Source organism: Streptomyces sp. MP131-18, assembly GCF_001984575.1.
GTDB classification, from domain to species: Bacteria; Actinomycetota; Actinomycetes; order Streptomycetales; family Streptomycetaceae; genus Streptomyces; species Streptomyces johnsoniae.
This window is the reverse complement of sequence record NZ_LZNS01000001.1, coordinates 2,560,388-2,577,769: the sequence shown is the minus strand read 5'-3', so window position 1 is coordinate 2,577,769 and position 17,382 is coordinate 2,560,388. Positions and strand designations below refer to the sequence as shown.

Here is a 17,382-nt window from a genome sequence, read left to right as displayed (position 1 = left end):
CCGCCGTCCCCGCCGCGGCGCGGGCGGTCCAGGCGTCACAGCAGCGCGCGCGTGCGGTCGAGCAGCCGCACGACGGACATGTCCGCGACGTCGGCCACCTCGTCGAACGGGAACCAGCGCAGGTCGCGCGACTCCTCGCTCATCACCGCACGGGCACCGGGCGGCGCCACCGCCGCGTACTGCACGTCCAGGTGCACCGCGCAGGGCGTGTGGTGCCGGTCGAGCCCGGCCGGGGCGGGCAGCAGCCGGAGCCCTTCGATGCCGGACTCCTCGGTGGCCTCGCGCAGCGCCGCCCCGGCCAGCGTCGCGTCCGCGGGCTCGCAGTGCCCGCCGGTCTGGAGCCACATGCCCAGCTTTCCGTGCAGCGTCAGGAGCGCCCGCTCCCGCACCGGGTCCACGACCAGCGCCGACGCCGTGACGTGCCCGGCCCGGCACGCCTTCCACATGCCGTCGGGATGGGCCGCGAGGTGCGCCGCGTAAACCTCCCGCAGCCCGTCCTGCGCCGCGTCGGGCGCGGCCCACTCGCGCAGCACGCGGACCGCGTCGCCGTGCAGACTCAACGGTCGCCTTCGCCCTTCTCGTCCGGCCCGCCCGCCGCTTCGTCCCCGCCGGGTCCGTCGTCCTGTCCTCGCGGCCCGTCCTTGTCCAGCCGCGGCCCGGAGCCGCCCGCACCGGGGGCGTCCGAGCCGCCCGCCGCGTCCCCGAGCATGCGGTCGAGCTCGGAGAAGTCCGGCTGGTCGCGGTGCACGAAGCCGTCCGGGTCGTCCAGGTCCTCGGCCGTCGGCAGCATGTCGGGGTGCGACCACAGCGCGTCCCGCGCCTGCGCCCCGCGGGCATCGGTCAGCGAGGCCCACAGCCGCGCCGCGTCCCGCAGCCGCCGCGGGCGCAGCTCCAGGCCGATCAGCGTGGCGAACGTCTGCTCCGCGGGCCCGCCGGAGGCCCGCCGCCGCCGCAGCGTCTCCCGCAGCGCGCCGGCCGACGGCAGGTGCGGCTGCGCCGCGGCGTGCACGACCGCGTCCACCCAGCCCTCCACGAGGGCCAGCGCCGTCTCCAGGCGGGCGAGCGCCGCCTTCTGCTGCGGCGTGTCCTCCGGCTGGAACAGGCCCTGCTGGAGCTTCTCCTGCAATTCCTCGGGGCGCGTCGGGTCCAGCTGGCCGACCATGTCCTCCAGCTTCGCGGTGTCCACCTGGATGCCCCGCGCATAGCCGTCGACCGCGCCGAACAAGTGCGAACGCAGCCACGGCACGTGCGCGAACAGCCGCTGGTGGGCGGCCTCCCGCAGCGCCAGGTACAGCCTGACCTCCTCCTGCGGCACGCCGAGGCCCTCGCCGAACGCCGTGACGTTCTGCGGGAGGAGGGCCGCCTTGCCCGCCGGGCCGAGCGGCAGCCCGACGTCGGTCGAGCCCACGACCTCACCGGCCAGCACGCCCACGGCCTGCCCGATCTGGGTGCCGAACATGGCACCGCCCATCGAGCGCATCATGCCGAGCAGCGGGCCCGCCATGGCCTGCATCTCCTGCGGCAGCACATTGCCCATCGCGGCACCCACGCGCTCGGCCACCGGGTCGACCAGCTCACGCCACACCGGCAGCGTCGCCTCGACCCACTCGGCACGGCTCCAGGCCACCGCCGAGCCCGAGCCCGAGGGCAGCGAGGTCACGCCGTCCAGCCACAGATCGGCCAGCCGCACGGCCTCCTCGACCTGCGCGCGGTCGCGCTCGCCCACGCTCGCGTCGCGCGAGCCGTCCGGCGCGCCCTGCGCGACCGACTGTCTCGCCATGCTGCGGGCCAGCTCCCAGTTCACCGGGCCGCCCTCGTACGACAGCATCTGCCCCAGCTGCTGGAACGCGGCGCCCAGATCCTGCGGATTCATCCCGCCGGGGCCGCCGCCACCGAAGCCGAACATGGCAGCCAGCGGATTGTCGGCCGGTCCCGGCCCGCCGCCGCCCTTCTTCTCGCCGGATTCGCCGTCCTCCGGCTCCTCGGGGAGGCCGAATCCGAATGGATTGTTACTCACGGGAATCCTCGGGTCTGTGTCGTCGAACGGAACCAACGTGCCTGTGATTCGCTGGTCTGTGCCCCCAGCCTAGACACCTCTCAGGCAGGATGGGCCTGCGCACGTCGTACCGAAACAACCGCTGGAGAGGTCCTGTGAGTTCCCCGGAGTCAGCCGTTCGCGCAGCGCGAAACGGCCCCGCCGCCCCGTTGACCGTCGCGGTCACGGGCGCTGCCACAGGGGTCGGCGCACTGCTCACCGAGCGGTTGCTGGCCGCAGATGACGTCAAGCGGGTCCTCGCCCTCGACGAGCGCGTCGGCGAGGCCAAGGGCGCGGAGTGGCACACCCTCGACATCAGGGACCCGGCCATCGCCGACCTGCTGCGCACCTCGGGCGCCGCCCGCGACGCGGACGCCGGTGACGTGCGGGAGCGGGCGAACGAGGACGCCGACCCCGTCGACGTCGTCGTGCACCTCGCGCTCGACCTCGACCTGGAGGCCGACCCGGCGGCCCGCACGGCGTTCAATGTGCGCGGTGCCCAGACCGTCCTGACCGCCGCCGCGGCGGCCGGGGTGCGCCGGGTGGTGCTGTGCACCTCCGCCATGGTGTACGGCGCGCTCCCGGACAACGACGTGCCCCTGGCCGAGGACGCGGAACTGCGCGCCACCGCGGACGCGACGTGCGTCGGCGACCTGCTGGAGATCGAGCGGCTGGCCCAGCGCGCCCCGCGCGCCCACCCCGGGCTGAACGTCACGGTGCTGCGCCCGGCCATCCTCGTCGGCGGCACGGACACCGCGCTCACCCGCTACTTCGAGTCCCCGCGGCTCCTGGTCGTCGCGGGCTCGCGGCCCCGCTGGCAGTTCTGCCATGTCGAGGACCTGGTCAGCGCCCTGGAGTTCGCGGCACGCGAGCAGGTGGAGGGCGAGCTTGCGGTCGGCTGCGACGGCTGGCTGGAGCAGGAGGAGGTCGAGGAGCTGACCGGCATCAGGCGCATGGAGCTGCCGCCCCCGGTGGCCCTGGGCGCCGCGGCCCGGCTGCACCGCCTCGGCCTGACGCCGTCTCCCGCCGGCGACCTCGCCTACACGATGCACCCGTGGGTGGTCAGCGGCAGCAAGCTGTACGAGGCGGGCTGGCGGCCGGGCTGGAGCAACGAGGAGGTGCTGGCCGAGCTGCTGGACGAGGTGGCGGGCCGACACACCGTGGCCGGTCGCAGGCTGGGCCGCAAGGACGCGGCGACGACGCTCGGCGCGGCCGGCGCGACCGTGGCGCTGGTCGGCACCGCGGCGCTGGTCCGACGCGCGCGCCGGGCCAGGCGCCGCTGATGTGAGGATGAGCGTATGAGTGCGATGACGGAGAAGGACCCCATCCGGCTGCTTGACATCAGGGACGCCCCGCTGTCGGTGGACGAGGTGTACGGCGCGGTGGGGGACCGTTCCGCGGGCGGGACCGCACTGTTCGTCGGCACGGTGCGCGACCACGACGGGCACGCGGAGGGGGTGGCCGTCACCTCATTGGGCTATTCGGCCCATCCTTCCGCAGCGGACGAGCTGCGGCGGGTCGCCGAGGGCGTGACCGCGGACTTCCCCGTGCGGGCACTCGCGGCCGTGCACCGCGTCGGCGAACTGGCCATCGGCGAGCCCGCGGTGGTCGTCGCGGTCGCCTGCGACCACCGCGGCGAGGCGTTCGCGGCGGCCCGCCGGCTGATCGACGACCTGAAGCGCCAGGTCCCCATCTGGAAGCATCAGACCTTCGCCGACGGCACCCAGGAGTGGGTGGGCGTCCGCGCGTGAACGCCCCCTCGGGGGCCCGCCGAACGAGTCCGGTTCGTTACCGTTCGGCGGGCACTACTCCGGTTGCGTAACCCGTTCCCACATCGGAACGTTGGTGATACGTCGCCGAGGTGGGAGGTAGGTCATGGCGGTCCTCGTATGGCTGCTGATTCCCGTCGCCGGGGCCGTGGTGGCGGGGCTGTGGAGCGCGTGGGCCACGCGCCGCAGCACGGGTGCGGGCGGCGTGTGCGACGCCGCCGGGGTGCGCGGGTACGAAGCTTTCCGGGCCGCCATGGAGCGGGCCCCGGCAGACGGCTGACAGTGCCGTCACGTAGTGTCAAGACATGCCACGCCGCACCGCGACGCTGCTGACGTCGACCCTGCTGCTCATAGGGCTTCTCTGCGCCGGAGTGCTCATCAAGGTGCCCTACGCGGAGATGTCCCCCGGGCCGACGGTCAACACGCTGGGCGAGCACGACGGTGAGCCCGTTCTCCATATCGAGGGCGAGGAGACCTTCGAGGCGGCCGGCCATCTGAACATGACGACGGTGCGCGTCACCGGCGTGGACTACCGGATGAATCTGCTGGAGGCCGTGGGCAGCTGGCTCTCCGACGATGCCGCGGTGGTGCCCTACGAGACGCTGTATCCGGAGGACGTGTCGGCCGATCAGGTCGAGGAGCAGAACGCGGAGGAGTTCACGGCCTCGCAGGAGACCGCCAAGGTCGCCGCCCTCGAGGAGCTGGGTTTCGAGGTCGGCTCGCAGACGATCGTCGGCGCGGTCGTCGAGGACAGCCCGGCCCAGGGGGAGCTGCATGCGGGCGACGCGATCGTGGCGGTGGACGGCACGGAGGTGACCGAGCCGGAGCAGGTGGCGGAGCTGGTGACCGAGCACCGTGCGGGCGAGGACGTCGTCTTCACCATCGTGCCCGCCGACGCGGTGGAGGCCGCGCAGGAGTCCGGTGGCGAACTGCCGGACGAGACCACGGACGTCACCATCACCACCGATGAGGCGCCGGACGACGGGCGTGCCATCGTGGGCATCCAGGCGGGCACGAGCCACACCTTCCCGTTCGAGATAGACATCGAGCTGGCGGATGTCGGCGGGCCGAGCGCGGGCCTGATGTTCGCGCTCGGGCTGATCGACCGGCTGAGCCCCGGCGACCTGACCGGCGGCGCCTTCGTGGCCGGGACAGGCACCATCGACGAGGACGGCCGGGTCGGGCCGATCGGCGGGGTCTCGATGAAGACGATCGCCGCGAGGGGCGCGGGCGCCGAGTTCTTTTTGACGCCCGAGGACAACTGCGAGGTGGCCGCCCAGGACGTGCCGGACGGGCTGACCCTCGTCGAGGTCGGCACGCTCGACGACGCCCTCGCCGCCCTGACCGATATACGCGAAGGGACCACCGAGGATCTGAACCGGTGTCCGGCCGGCTGACGGGGCTCAGGCCGCCGGGCCGGCGCGGGACCGCGGCGGCAGCCGGGCCCCGCGCCGCTGGCCGCCCGCCTCACTCCTCGAACGTCGCGGCCAGCGCGTCGGCGAGGCCGGGCACGAGGTCGGGCCCGGTGAGCACCTCCGTGGCCGTGTCCTTCTCGCGCAGCCGCACCGCCGACTCGCGCCGCCCGTCCCGCAGTACGGCCACCGTCATCCGCACCTCCTGGCGTTCCGGGTGCTCCGCGACCCACCGCGTCAGCTCGGGTCCTGGCACCCCGTCCGGCAGCGTCGCCTCGGCGGCGGGCGGGAGCATCAGCCGTTCCACGGTCATCGCACAGCCGGCGACCGCGTCCGGCCAGGCGATCGTCGCGAGGAATTCGTCGAGCGGCGCGCCCGCGGGCAACTCGTCCTGCTCGACCGGGGTCAGGCCGCTGCTGCCGCTGCCGCCGAGCTCCAGCTGCTCGGCGAGTCCGGGCTCCTCGGTCCGCAGCCGGTCCGTGTCCACCAGGGCGAACAGCTGGGCGGGCCGGTCCCAGCCCAGTCCGGCGGCGTATTCGTCGATTTCGAGCACGGCCCTTGTCAGTGCGGTCGCGGCGGACGGAGTCTCAGGTACGTCGGGAGGAGTGTTGTCCATGGGCATATCGTGCCGTCTCGCACCCCGAAAACGGGAACCGAGTAAAGCTTGAGTAAGTTAGTGCAGTGGGCCGCTCCCTAGGTCGGCCTGGCCGAAGACCCTGCGAATCGTTGAGGTGCGCACGTTGGCTTTCCAGATGCCGGACCGGGGCTCGGGACGTGGCCCCAATGGTCCGAACGGGCCGAGAGGCCCCAGAGGTCCCGGCGGACCGCGGTTCAACGTAGGCCGCCCGTCGAGAGGTGCCAAGTCGCTGCTGATCACGGCGGCGATCCTGGCCGGACTGGCCATCCTCTTCGCCATGTTCGCCGGGTTCTGGACCGACTGGCTGTGGTTCCGCTCGGTGGACTACACGAGCGTCTACCGCACCCAGTTGCTCACCCGGGTGACCATGTTCGCGGTCTTCGGCGTGTTGATGGCGCTCGCCGTCGGGTTCAACATCTGGCTGGCCCACCGGCTGCGCCCGCCGCTGAGCGCGATGTCGATGGAGCAGCAGAACCTGGACCGCTACCGCATGAGCATCGCGCCGTACAAGCGCTGGGTGCTCCTCGCGGTCGCGGTGGTGATCGGTCTGATCGCGGGCGGTTCGGCCTCCAGCCAGTGGCGCACCTGGCTCCAGTGGGTCAACGGCACGTCGTTCGGGACGGCCGACCCGCAGTTCGGCATGGACGTGTCGTTCTTCGCGTTCGACTATCCGTTCTACCGTTTCCTGCTGGGCTTCGGCTTCGCGGTCGTGGTGCTCTCCACGCTGGCGGCCGCGCTGACGCACTATCTGTACGGCGGGGTGCGGCTGACCACGCCCGGCAGCCGGATCACCCCGGCGGCCACCGGCCACCTGTCGGTGCTGCTCGGCATCTTCGTGGCGCTGAAGGCGGTGGCGTACTGGCTGGACCGGTACGGACTCGCGCTCAAGAGCGGCGACCTCAGGAACGCGGAGGGCTGGACGGGCCTGCGCTACGTCGACGCGAACGCGTACCTGCCCGCGAAGACGATCCTGACGATCATCGCCGCCATCTGTGCGCTGCTGTTCTTCGCCACCCTGTGGCGGCGCGGCTGGCAGCTGCCGGTGATCGGACTCGGCCTCATGGTGCTGTCCGCGGTGCTGATCGGCGGGGTCTACCCGGCGCTGGTGCAGCAGTTCCAGGTCCGGCCGAACGAGCAGGCCAAGGAGACCGAGTACATCGACAAGCATATGCAGTCCACCAAGGACGCGTATGACATTGCCGATGCCCAGATCGAGGACTATTCGGGCACGAGCGAGGCCGAGCCGGAGACGCTGCGCAACGCGGTGAACACCACGGCCAGCATCCGGCTGCTCGACCCGAGCGTCGTCTCCCCGGCGTTCCAGCAGATCCAGCAGGTCCGCGGCTACTACCAGTTCCCGGCCACGCTGGACGTCGACCGCTACCCGACGGAGAACGGCGACCAGGACACCGTGGTCGGCCTCCGCGAGATGAACGTGAACCAGATTCCCGAGCGGAACTGGATCAACGAGCACTTCCGCTACACGCACGGCTTCGGCATGGTCGCCGCGAGCGGCACCGAGGTCCAGGACAACGGCCAGCCGTCGTTCACCGAGCAGGACCTGCCGCCGCGGGGCGAGCTGCCGGACTACGAGCCACGGATCTACTTCGGTGAGTACACCACCCAGTACTCCATCGTCGGCGGCCCGCAGCAGGAGATCGACTACGCAGGCGAGGACGGCGAGGTCGAGTACAGCTACTCGGGCGACGCGGGCGTCTCGCTGGGCAACTGGTTCAACCGCGCCGCGTACGCGCTGACGATGGGCGAGCCGCAGATCCTGTACTCCGGTGCCATCGGGCAGGGTTCGCAGATTCTGTACAACCGCACGCCCAAGGAGCGCGTCGAGGCGGTGGCCCCGTGGCTGACGATCGACGGCGACCCGTATCCGGCGGTCGTGGACGGCAGGATTCAGTGGATCGTGGATGCCTACACCACGACCAGCGGCTATCCGTATTCGGCGCGGACGACGCTGGGCGACGCCACGGAGACCTCCCTCACGGAGAACCAGGGCGAGGTCATCGCCCAGGAGAACCAGGTCAACTACATCCGCAACTCGGTGAAGGCCACGGTCGACGCCTACAGCGGCGAGGTGTCCCTCTACGAGTGGGACGAGCAGGACCCGGTGCTCCAGACCTGGCGCAAGGCGTTCCCCGACGTGGTGCAGGACCGGGACGCCATCAGTGACGAGCTGATGGACCACCTGCGCTACCCGCAGGACCTGTTCAACGTGCAGCGTGACCTGCTCCAGCGGTACCACGTGGACAACCCGGCGCAGTTCTACAGTGGTTCGGAGCGCTGGGAGGTGCCGGACGACCCGACCCACCAGGGCCAGTCCGTGCCGCCGTACTACCTCAGCATGAAGATGCCGGACCAGGACGAGCAGGTCTTCTCGCTGACCACGTCGTTCACCCCGCTCAACAGAGACACGCTCGCCGCCTATATGGCGGTCGAGGCGGATGCCAGATCCGAGGACTACGGCACCATGAGAGTGCTGACCCTGCCGTCGACGACGACGGTCTGGGGTCCACAACAGGTCCAGAGCAGATTCAACTCCGATCCGGAGATCGCCGAGAGCATCAACCTGCTGAGACGTGGTGACTCCGAGGTCGAGTACGGCAACCTGCTGACCGTGCCACTCGAAGGCGGCCTGCTGTACGTCGAGCCGGTGTACGTCCGCGGCGCCGGGCAGAATTACCCGCTGCTGCAACGGGTGCTGGTCGCGTACGGCGAGGAGATCGTCTTCGAGGAATCCCTCGACAGAGCCCTGGACGTCGTGTTCGGTGTCACCGAGGAGGGTGAAGACCCCGGCGAGGAGGAGCCACCGCCACCGGACGAGGGCGAGGAGCCACCGACGGAGGACGCCACCCTCCAGGAGGCGATCGCCGAGGCCGAGGACGCGTGGCAGGAGGGCCAGGACGCGCTCGCCGAGGGCGACTGGGAGGCGTACGGCGCAGCCCAGGGGCGTCTGGAGGAGGCGCTCGCCCGGCTGTCCGAGCTGGAGAGCGCACGCAACGAGCAGGAGGAGACGCCCCCTGCGGAAGAGGGCAACAACGAGGGTGACGGGGGCGGTGAAGGCGCCGACGCCTAGCGCCGTCGAGCCGCCGCAGGCCGCCTGAGGCGAAGGGTCCGCGTGTCCTTGTGACCGCGGGCCCTTTCGTCTGTTCCCGTCCCCCGCGGCCGTCCTGACGGCGTCTCCGCGCCGGAGCCGGCGTCAACCTTGAGCAGACGTTCGGCGTTTGCTGCCGCCGGGCGCTGACCTGCCATGACTGTTTTCGCGTCATACTGCGTGTCGAATCTTGGACAACTCCCTGCGGCTCGACGTGTTTGGGTGTATCCATATCGGGAAGTCGACAAACCGCTGAAGTGACTTCACTGGCTGCGGTATACCAGGTGTACGCAGGTTTCAGGTGGTGCGACTATGGACCTTATGGGGGACAGTGCGAGGTTCGAGGGGAGCCGTGCGGCCGCGCACGAGGGCGCGCGGCTGCTGCGCCTTGGCGACCTGGACCGCGCCGAGGCGCCGCTGCGCGCGGCGGCCTCGGACGGGGAGCGGTCCGCGGCCAACAATCTGGGGGTGCTGCTGCACCAGTCGGGCCGCGGCCACGAGGCCGCCGAGTGGTGGCGCATTGCCGCCGTCGCGGGCTCGGCGCCGGCGGCGCACGCCCTGGGCCGCCATCACCGCGAGCGCGGCGACGAGACGGCCGCCGAGTACTGGCTGAGGCAGGCCGCGGAGTGCGGGCACGCCTCCGGCGCCTACGCGCTGGGGGACCTGCTCGACCACCGTGGCGCTCCCGAGGCCGGGCAGTGGTTCCGCACGGCGGCCGAGAGCGGCCACCGCGAGGCGGCGTACCGGTACGCGTGCCTGCTGGCGGAGCGCGGGGACGAGACGGCCGAGCCCTGGTTCCGGCAATCGGCGGCCCGTGGCCACCGGCGTGCCGCGCTGCGCCTCGGCGCGCTGCTCGAGGCGCGGGGCGAGGCGGAGGAGGCGGGCCGCTGGTACCTGGCGGCGGCCGAGGCCGGCGAGGTGCGGGCCGCGAGCGCGCTCGGTTTCCTGCTGCGGGACGCGGGTGACGCGGCGGGCGCCGAGGGCTGGTGGCGGCGCGCGGCGCGCGAGGGCGACGGCCCGGCGGCCAACGCGCTGGGCGCGCTGCACGCGGAGCGCGGCGAGCGGCAGGAGGCGCAGCGGTGGTACGCCGCGGCGCTCGAGGCGGGCGACATCAACGGCGCGTTCAACCTCGCGCTGCTGTGCTCCGCGCAGGGCCGCACGGCGCAGGCCGAGCAGTGGTACCGCCGCGCGGCGTACGCCGGGCACCGGGAGGCGTCCAACGCGCTCGCCGTGCTGCTGCTGCAGCGGGGCGACGCGGCGGGGGCCGAGCCGTGGTTCTCCAAGGCGGCCGAGGCGGGCAGCGTCGACGCCGCGTTCAATCTCGGCATCCTGCACGCGGGCCGGGACGAGACGGCACAGGCCAGGCGCTGGTACGAGCAGGCCGCGGCGGCCGGGCACGCCGAGGCCGCGCTCCAGCTCGCCGTCGAGCTGCTGCGCGAGGGCGAGCAGCGGAAGGCGGAGCCGCGGCTGCGGCAGGCCGCGGAGGGCGGCAGCGTCGAGGGCGCGTTCCGGCTCGCGGTGCTGCTTGAGCGCGGCGGCCGGGCCGAGGCGGCGGAGCCGTGGCTGGCCAGGGCGGCCGAGCAGGGCCACCGGCGTGCGCAGGTGCGGCTCGGGATGGTGGCGGCGGCGGCCGGCGACATCGTGACCGCGGCGCGCTGGTACCGCGCGGCGGCGGAGGCGGGCAGCCCGAACGGCGCGTTCAATCTCGGGCTGCTGCTGGCCCGGGAGGGCAGCGAGCCGGAGGCGGCGCTGTGGTGGACGCGTGCCGCGGAGGCGGGGCACGGCCGCGCGGCGCTGCGGCTCGCGCTGCTCGCCTCGCGGCGCGGGGACCTCGCGGGCGGCGGGACGTGGTGCACGCGGGCGATGGAGCTCGGCCCGCCGGAGGTCGCGGAGCGGGCCGCCCGGCTGCGTGACGCGCTCCGGCAGGAGCTGACGGCCTGATCTTCGGCCGGCCCGCGGGCCGGCCGAAGATCAGGCCGGCGCGTGGGGCGTCCCCGCCCCCGCCACCGCCGCCGCGAAGGCGCCGCGGGCCAGCCGGTGGAGGAGGGCGGCCGTCTCGTCGCGGTCGGGGAGCGCGCTGGGGCGGGAGAGGCGGGGGGTGGAGTTGAGCAGGCCGAAGACGGCGTGGACGCAGGCGCGGGCCGGTGGCTCGGCCAGCCGCGGGTGCACGCGGCGGATCACGTCCACCCACAGCTCGACGTACTGCCGTTGCAGCTGCCTGACGCGCTTGCGGTCGGCGTCTGGCAGGCGGTCGAGCTCGCGGTCGTGGAGCGTGATCAGCGCCCGGTCGTCCAGGGCGAAGTCGATGTGGCCCGCGATGAGCGAGTCGAGCGCGGCGGTGGGCGGCAGCCCGGCCGCCTCGGCCTCGGCGACCCTGCGGTGGCCGCCGTCCCGCAGGCGGCTGCTGATGCCGACGAGCAGCTCGGTCAGCATCGCGTCCTTGCCGGCGAAGTGGCGGTAGAGGGCCGGACCGCTGATGCCGACGGCGGCGCCTATCTCGTCGACGCCCACGCCGTGGAAGCCGCGTTCCGCGAAGAGCCGTGAGGCTTCGCGCAGGATCTGCTCCCGGCGGGGCGTGGCGTGCGTGGTCATGAGACCCCATTGTAGACACGGCTGTTAGCGACCGTTAACCTGTCTGGCATGCGGCAGGCACCGACGCTGAGCAGCACGGCCGATCCGGCATCCGACACCTACCGGGCCAACGAGGCGGGGCACCGCGAGCTGACGGCCCGGCTGCGGGAGAAGCTGGCCGCCGCCCGCCTGGGCGGGGGCGAGCGCGCCCGCGCCCGGCACACGGCCCGCGGCAAGCTGCTGCCCCGCGACCGCGTCGACACCCTGCTCGACCCCGGTTCGCCCTTCCTGGAGCTGGCGCCGCTCGCCGCGGACGGCATGTACGGCGGGGAGGCGCCGGCCGCCGGAGTGATCGCGGGCATCGGCCGTGTGAGCGGCCGGGAGGCGGTGGTCGTGGCGAACGACGCGACGGTCAAGGGCGGCACCTACTACCCGATGACCGTCAAGAAGCATCTGCGCGCGCAGGAGGTGGCCCTGGAGAACCGCCTGCCGTGCCTGTACCTGGTCGACTCGGGCGGCGCGTTCCTGCCGATGCAGGACGAGGTCTTCCCCGACCGCGAGCACTTCGGGCGCATCTTCTACAACCAGGCGCGCATGTCGGCGGCCGGCATTCCGCAGATCGCCGCCGTGCTCGGCTCCTGCACGGCCGGCGGCGCGTACGTGCCCGCGATGAGCGACGAGGCCGTCATCGTGCGCGGCCAGGGCACGATCTTCCTCGGCGGCCCGCCGCTGGTGAAGGCCGCCACCGGCGAGGTCGTGACGGCGGAGGAGCTGGGCGGCGGCGAGGTGCACGCCCGGGTGTCGGGCGTCACCGATCACCTCGCCGAGGACGACGCGCACGCGCTGCGCATCGTCAGGTCGGTCGTGGCGACGCTCCCGGCCCGCGGCCCGCTGCCCTGGAGCGTGGCGCCGGCCGAGGAGCCGGCGGCGGACCCGGCCGGGCTGTACGGCGTGGTGCCGGTGGACTCGCGGACGGCGTACGACGTGCGCGAGGTGATCGCGCGGATCGTGGACGGCTCGCGCTTCCAGGAGTTCAAGGCGGAGTTCGGCACCACGCTCGTCACCGGCTTCGCCCGGGTGCACGGCCACCCGGTGGGCATCGTCGCCAACAACGGCATCCTCTTCTCCGAGTCGGCCCAGAAGGGCGCCCACTTCGTCGAGCTGTGCGACCAGCGCGGCATCCCGCTGCTGTTCCTCCAGAACATCTCGGGCTTCATGGTCGGCCGCGCCTACGAGGCGGGCGGCATCGCCAAACACGGCGCGAAGATGGTGACGGCCGTCGCCTGCGCCCGCGTGCCGAAGCTGACGGTGGTCATCGGCGGCTCCTACGGCGCGGGGAACTACTCGATGTGCGGGCGGGCCTACTCGCCGCGTTTCCTGTGGATGTGGCCGAACGCGAAGATCTCCGTCATGGGCGGCGAGCAGGCCGCCGCCGTGCTCGCGACCGTCAGGCGGGAGCGGCTGCGCGAGGGCGAGGAGTGGGGCGCGGACGCGGAGGAGGCGTTCAAGGCGCCGATCCGCGAGCGGTACGAGACGCAGGGGAACGCCTATTACGCGACCGCGCGGCTGTGGGACGACGGCGTGATCGACCCGCTCCAGACCCGCACGGTCCTCGGCCTGGCCCTGACCGCCTGCGCCAACGCGCCGCTGGCCGAGACGTCCTACGGCGTCTTCCGGATGTGAGATGCGACCAATCGTGAGGGGGTTCGCCGCCGATGTTCGACTCCGTACTCGTCGCCAACCGCGGTGAGATCGCCGTCCGTGTGATCCGCACGCTGCGGCGCCTCGGCATCACCTCCGTCGCCGTCTACAGCGACGCCGACGCCGGGGCCAGGCACGTCACCGAGGCCGACCGCGCGGTGCGGATCGGGCCCGCGCAGGCGGCGCGGAGCTACCTGTCGGCCCCGGCGCTGTTCGATGCCGCCGAACGGGCGGGCGCCGAGGCGGTGCACCCCGGATACGGGTTCCTCGCCGAGAACGCGGCGTTCGCGCGCGCGGTCACCGGCGCGGGGCTGACGTTCATCGGGCCGCCCGCCGAGGCGATCGAGACGATGGGCGACAAGATCCGCGCCAAGGAGACGGTGGGCGCCGCCGGCGTGCCCGTCGTACCGGGGGCGCACGGGGACGGGCTGGCCGCCGCGGCGCGCGCCATGGGCGGGCCCGTTCTGCTCAAGCCCTCGGCGGGGGGTGGCGGCAAGGGCATGCGCCTGGTGCGCGACCTCGCGCGCCTGGACGAGGAGATCGCCGCGGCCCGCCGGGAGGCCCGGGCGGCATTCGGCGACGACACGCTGCTCGCCGAGCGGTGGATCGACCGGCCGCGGCACATCGAGATCCAGGTGCTCGCCGACGGCCACGGAACGGTCGTGCACCTCGGCGAACGCGAATGCTCGCTCCAGCGCCGCCACCAGAAGATCGTCGAGGAGGCCCCGAGCCCGCTGCTCGACCCGGCGACCCGCGCGGCGATGGGCGAGGCCGCGGTGCGCGCGGCGCGGGCCTGCGGCTACCGCGGGGCGGGCACCGTGGAGTTCATCGTGCCGGGCGGGGACCGTTCCTCGTTCTGGTTCATGGAGATGAACACCAGGCTCCAGGTCGAGCATCCGGTCACCGAGCTGATCACCGGGCTCGACCTCGTGGAGTGGCAGCTGCGGGTGGCCGCGGGCGAGCCGCTGCCGTTCGGCCCGGGCAGCGTCCCGGCCGCGGCCGGACATGCCGTCGAGGCCAGGATCTGCGCCGAGACGGCCCAGGAGACGGCGGACGGCGGGGTCGCGTTCCTGCCCTCCGCGGGCGAAATCCTGCTGCTGCGCGAGCCCGTCGGCGAGGGCGTGCGCGTGGACTCGGGTCTTGCCGTGGGCACCGAGGTGGGCACCGCCTACGACCCGATGCTCGCCAAGGTCGTCGCGCACGGCCCGGACCGCGCCACGGCGCTGCGCCGGCTGCGCGCGGCGCTGGCGCGCACCACGGTGCTCGGGGTCGACACCAACACCGGCTTCCTGCGCCGCCTGCTGGGCCATCCCGCGGTCGAGTCGGGGGACTTCGACACCGGCCTGGTGGACGCGGCGGCGGCCGGGCTGCTCCCGCGCTCCGTGCCCGCCGAGGTGTACGTGGCGGCGGCGCTGCTGCGGCAGGCGGGTCTGCGTCCGGTGCCGGACGCGGGCGGCTGGGTCGACCCGTTCGACGTGCCCTCGGGCTGGCGTCTGGGCGGCGAGCCGGCCTGGACGGTGCACCGGCTGCGGGCCGCCGGGCGCGAGCCGGTGACGGTGCGGGTACGGCCGGGCGAGGTCGCCTGCGGTGACGAGGAGCCGCGGCCGGCCCGCCTGCTGACCGGGGAGGAACGGGGGCGCGGGGAGGCGTTCGTGCGCCTCGAACACGCCGGCGCCACCCATACGTTCGCGCACGCCGCCGTGCCCGGCGGGCACTGGCTCGGCCGCGACGGCGACGCCTGGCACATCGCCGGATACGACCCCGTCGCCGCCGCGGGCGCGGGCGCCGCGGCCGGCGCCGACACGCTCACCGCCCCCATGCCCGGCACGGTCACGGTCGTGAAGGCGGCCGTCGGCGACGTGGTGCGGGCCGGGCAGGGCCTGCTGGTCGTGGAGGCGATGAAGATGGAGCACGTCATCTCCGCCCCGCACGACGGCACGGTCACCGAGCTGAAGGTGACGGCCGGCAGCACGGTCGCCATCGACCAGGTCCTGGCCCAGGTCAGCCCGAAGGAGCCGCGATGACCGCAGACACCGGCCTGCCCGCCCGCGTCACCATCCACGAGGTGGGGCCGCGGGACGGCCTTCAGAACGAGAAGACGGTCGTGCCCGCCACGGTGAAGGCCGAGTTCGTGCACCGGCTGGCCGCCGCCGGGCTGACCACCATCGAGGCCACCAGCTTCGTGCGGCCCGACCTCGTTCCGCAGCTCGCCGACGCCGAGGAGCTGTTCCCGCTGCTGCGCGACCTCGACGTGCGGCTGCCCGTGCTGGTGCCGAACGAGCGCGGCCTGGACCGGGCCCTGGCCCTCGGCGTGCGCGAGGTCGCCGTCTTCGCCAGCGTCACCGAGTCGTTCGCACGCGCCAACCTGGGTCGCACGGTCGACGAGTCGCTGGCCATGTTCACCCCCGTCGTGGCGCGGGCCACCGACGCCGAGGTGCCGGTCCGCGGCTACCTGTCGATGTGCTTCGGCGACCCCTGGGAGGGCGCGGTGCCGCCGGAGCGGACCGTGAGTGTCGCCCGCCGCCTCATCGACCTGGGCTGCGCGCGGCTGAGCCTCGGCGACACGATCGGCGTCGCCACGCCGAACCAGGTGACCGAGCTGCTGACCGCCCTGAACGAGGCGGGCATCCCCACCGACCGGCTCGCCGTCCACTTCCACGACACCTACGGGCAGGCCCTGGCGAACACCCTCACCGCGCTGCGGCACGGCGTCACCACCGTCGACGCCTCGGCCGGCGGGCTCGGCGGCTGCCCGTTCGCCCGCAGCGCGACGGGCAACCTGGCGACCGAGGACCTGCTGTGGATGCTGAACGGGCTGGGCATCGAGACCGGCGTCGACCTCGACGGGCTCGTCGCCACCAGCCGGTGGCTGGCCGATCACCTCGGCCGCCCGAGCCCGTCCCGCACCGTGCGCGCACTGTCCCACGAGGACCCCGTCGACACGCAGCCGAGGAGGCCGAGCCCATGACCCTGGACCACCGCCTGAGCCCCGAGCACGAGGAACTGCGCCGTACCGTCGAGGCGTTCGCGCACGACGTGGTGGCCCCCAAGATCGGGGATTTCTACGAGCGCCACGCGTTCCCCTACGACATCGTCCGCGAGATGGGCCGGATGGGGCTTTTCGGCCTGCCGTTCCCCGAGGAGTACGGCGGCATGGGCGGCGACTATCTCGCGCTGTGCCTGGCCCTTGAGGAGCTGGCCCGGGTGGATTCCTCCGTGGCCATCACGCTGGAGGCCGGCGTGTCGCTGGGCGCCATGCCGATCCACCGTTTCGGCACCGAGGAGCAGAAGCGCCGCTGGCTGCCGCGCCTGTGCCGCGGCGAGATCCTGGGCGCGTTCGGCCTCACCGAGCCCGACTTCGGCTCGGACGCGGGCGGCACCCGCACCACCGCGGTGCGGGACGGCGAGGAGTGGGTGATCAACGGCACCAAGAGCTTCATCACCAACTCCGGCACCGACATCACCGGCCTCGTCACCGTCACCGCCGTCACCGGCCGCAAACCGGACGGCGCCCCGCTGATCTCCAGCTTCATCGTCCCCGCGGGCACGCCGGGGCTGACGGTCGCGCCCGCGTACTCCAAGGTCGGCTGGAACGCGTCGGACACCCGCGAGCTGCACTTCGCCGGTGTCCGTGTCCCCGCGGACAGCCTGCTGGGCGAGGAGGGCCGCGGCTACGCCCAGTTCCTGCGCATCCTCGACGAGGGCCGCATCGCGATCTCGGCCCTGGCCACCGGCCTCGCGCAGGGCTGCGTGGACGAGTCCGTCGCCTACGCGCGCACGCGCACCGCCTTCGGCCGCCCGATCGGCGCGAACCAGGCCATCCAGTTCAAGCTGGCCGACATGGCCGCCCGCGCCCACACCGCCCGCGTCGCGTGGCGCGACGCGGCCTCCCGGCTGCTGGCGGGCGAGCCGTTCAAGAAGGAGGCGGCCATCGCCAAGCTGCACTCCTCCGACGTGGCCGTGACGAATGCCCGCGAGGCCACGCAGATCCACGGCGGCTACGGATTCATGAACGAGTACCCGGTGGCCCGTATGTGGCGTGACGCGAAGATCCTGGAGATCGGGGAGGGCACCAGCGAGGTCCAGCGCATGCTGATCAGCAGGGAACTGGGCCTGTCCGACCTGGCGGCGGCCGGGTGACACGGGCGTGC

General features: G+C 73.2%; 14 protein-coding genes. 10 read left to right on the top strand and 4 right to left on the bottom strand.

Going from position 1 to position 17,382, the window contains the following annotated elements; translation table 11 throughout:
• Positions 1–35: 35 nt before the first annotated feature.
• Both STBA_RS11260 and STBA_RS11255 read right to left on the bottom strand, forming a co-directional pair.
• Positions 36–560 (bottom strand): NUDIX hydrolase, encoded by a 525-nt coding sequence (locus STBA_RS11260; protein ID WP_077059119.1) that lies wholly within the window; start codon positions 558–560, stop codon positions 36–38.
• A complete protein-coding gene (locus STBA_RS11255; protein WP_077059118.1) occupies positions 557–2,017 on the bottom strand; it encodes a zinc-dependent metalloprotease in 1,461 nt (486 codons plus the stop codon). The genes STBA_RS11260 and STBA_RS11255 overlap by 4 nt, the downstream gene beginning before the upstream one ends.
• 134 nt (positions 2,018–2,151) lie before the next feature.
• On the opposite strand from STBA_RS11255, the gene STBA_RS11250 reads away from it, so the two are divergent.
• The 4 genes from STBA_RS11250 to STBA_RS11240 all read left to right on the top strand — a co-directional run bounded on the left by STBA_RS11250 (position 2,152) and on the right by STBA_RS11240 (position 5,201).
• Entirely contained in the window at positions 2,152–3,318 is a 1,167-nt protein-coding gene (locus STBA_RS11250; RefSeq protein ID WP_077059117.1) for an NAD-dependent epimerase/dehydratase family protein, read from the top strand.
• Between the two features lie 15 nt (positions 3,319–3,333).
• The gene (locus tag STBA_RS11245) at positions 3,334–3,786 is read left to right on the top strand and encodes a molybdenum cofactor biosynthesis protein MoaE (protein WP_077059116.1); all 453 of its coding nucleotides are present in this window, start codon (positions 3,334–3,336) and stop codon (positions 3,784–3,786) included.
• Positions 3,787–3,910: 124 nt separating this feature from the next.
• The gene (locus STBA_RS37725; RefSeq protein ID WP_171987683.1) at positions 3,911–4,084 is read left to right on the top strand and encodes a hypothetical protein; all 174 of its coding nucleotides are present in this window, start codon (positions 3,911–3,913) and stop codon (positions 4,082–4,084) included.
• Between the two features lie 25 nt (positions 4,085–4,109).
• Positions 4,110–5,201, top strand: a complete 1,092-nt coding sequence (locus tag STBA_RS11240; RefSeq protein WP_077059115.1) for a PDZ domain-containing protein — start codon at positions 4,110–4,112, stop codon at positions 5,199–5,201.
• A 70-nt stretch (positions 5,202–5,271) separates the two neighbouring features.
• Here the strand turns inward: STBA_RS11240 and STBA_RS11235 are convergent, their stop codons facing one another.
• Positions 5,272–5,832, bottom strand: a complete 561-nt coding sequence (locus STBA_RS11235; protein WP_077059114.1) for a PPA1309 family protein — start codon at positions 5,830–5,832, stop codon at positions 5,272–5,274.
• A gap of 136 nt (positions 5,833–5,968) precedes the next feature.
• Here STBA_RS11235 and STBA_RS11230 point away from each other — a divergent pair, with 136 nt between their 5' ends.
• Together STBA_RS11230 and STBA_RS11225 are read left to right on the top strand one after the other, a co-directional pair.
• Positions 5,969–8,941 carry a UPF0182 family protein gene (locus STBA_RS11230; protein WP_171987876.1) on the top strand — a complete coding sequence of 991 codons (2,973 nt, stop codon included), beginning with the start codon at positions 5,969–5,971 and terminating at the stop codon, positions 8,939–8,941.
• Positions 8,942–9,280: 339 nt separating this feature from the next.
• Complete coding sequence (locus STBA_RS11225) at positions 9,281–10,900, top strand: tetratricopeptide repeat protein (protein ID WP_077059113.1); 1,620 nt, start codon at positions 9,281–9,283, stop codon at positions 10,898–10,900.
• A gap of 30 nt (positions 10,901–10,930) precedes the next feature.
• Here the strand turns inward: STBA_RS11225 and STBA_RS11220 are convergent, their stop codons facing one another.
• Complete coding sequence (locus STBA_RS11220; protein WP_077059112.1) at positions 10,931–11,551, bottom strand: TetR/AcrR family transcriptional regulator; 621 nt, start codon at positions 11,549–11,551, stop codon at positions 10,931–10,933.
• 48 nt (positions 11,552–11,599) lie between these two features.
• Here STBA_RS11220 and STBA_RS11215 point away from each other — a divergent pair, with 48 nt between their 5' ends.
• The 4 genes from STBA_RS11215 to STBA_RS11200 are packed head-to-tail and all read left to right on the top strand — an operon-like array spanning position 11,600 to position 17,371.
• Positions 11,600–13,213 carry a carboxyl transferase domain-containing protein gene (locus tag STBA_RS11215; RefSeq protein ID WP_077059111.1) on the top strand — a complete coding sequence of 538 codons (1,614 nt, stop codon included), beginning with the start codon at positions 11,600–11,602 and terminating at the stop codon, positions 13,211–13,213.
• Positions 13,214–13,245: 32 nt separating this feature from the next.
• Positions 13,246–15,255, top strand: a complete 2,010-nt coding sequence (locus tag STBA_RS11210; protein WP_077059110.1) for a biotin carboxylase N-terminal domain-containing protein — start codon at positions 13,246–13,248, stop codon at positions 15,253–15,255.
• A complete protein-coding gene (locus STBA_RS11205) occupies positions 15,252–16,199 on the top strand; it encodes a hydroxymethylglutaryl-CoA lyase (protein WP_077059109.1) in 948 nt (315 codons plus the stop codon). The genes STBA_RS11210 and STBA_RS11205 overlap by 4 nt, the downstream gene beginning before the upstream one ends.
• Complete coding sequence (locus STBA_RS11200; protein WP_077059108.1) at positions 16,196–17,371, top strand: acyl-CoA dehydrogenase family protein; 1,176 nt, start codon at positions 16,196–16,198, stop codon at positions 17,369–17,371. Before STBA_RS11205 ends, STBA_RS11200 begins: the two co-directional genes overlap by 4 nt.
• The last annotated feature ends 11 nt before the right edge of the window (positions 17,372–17,382 follow it).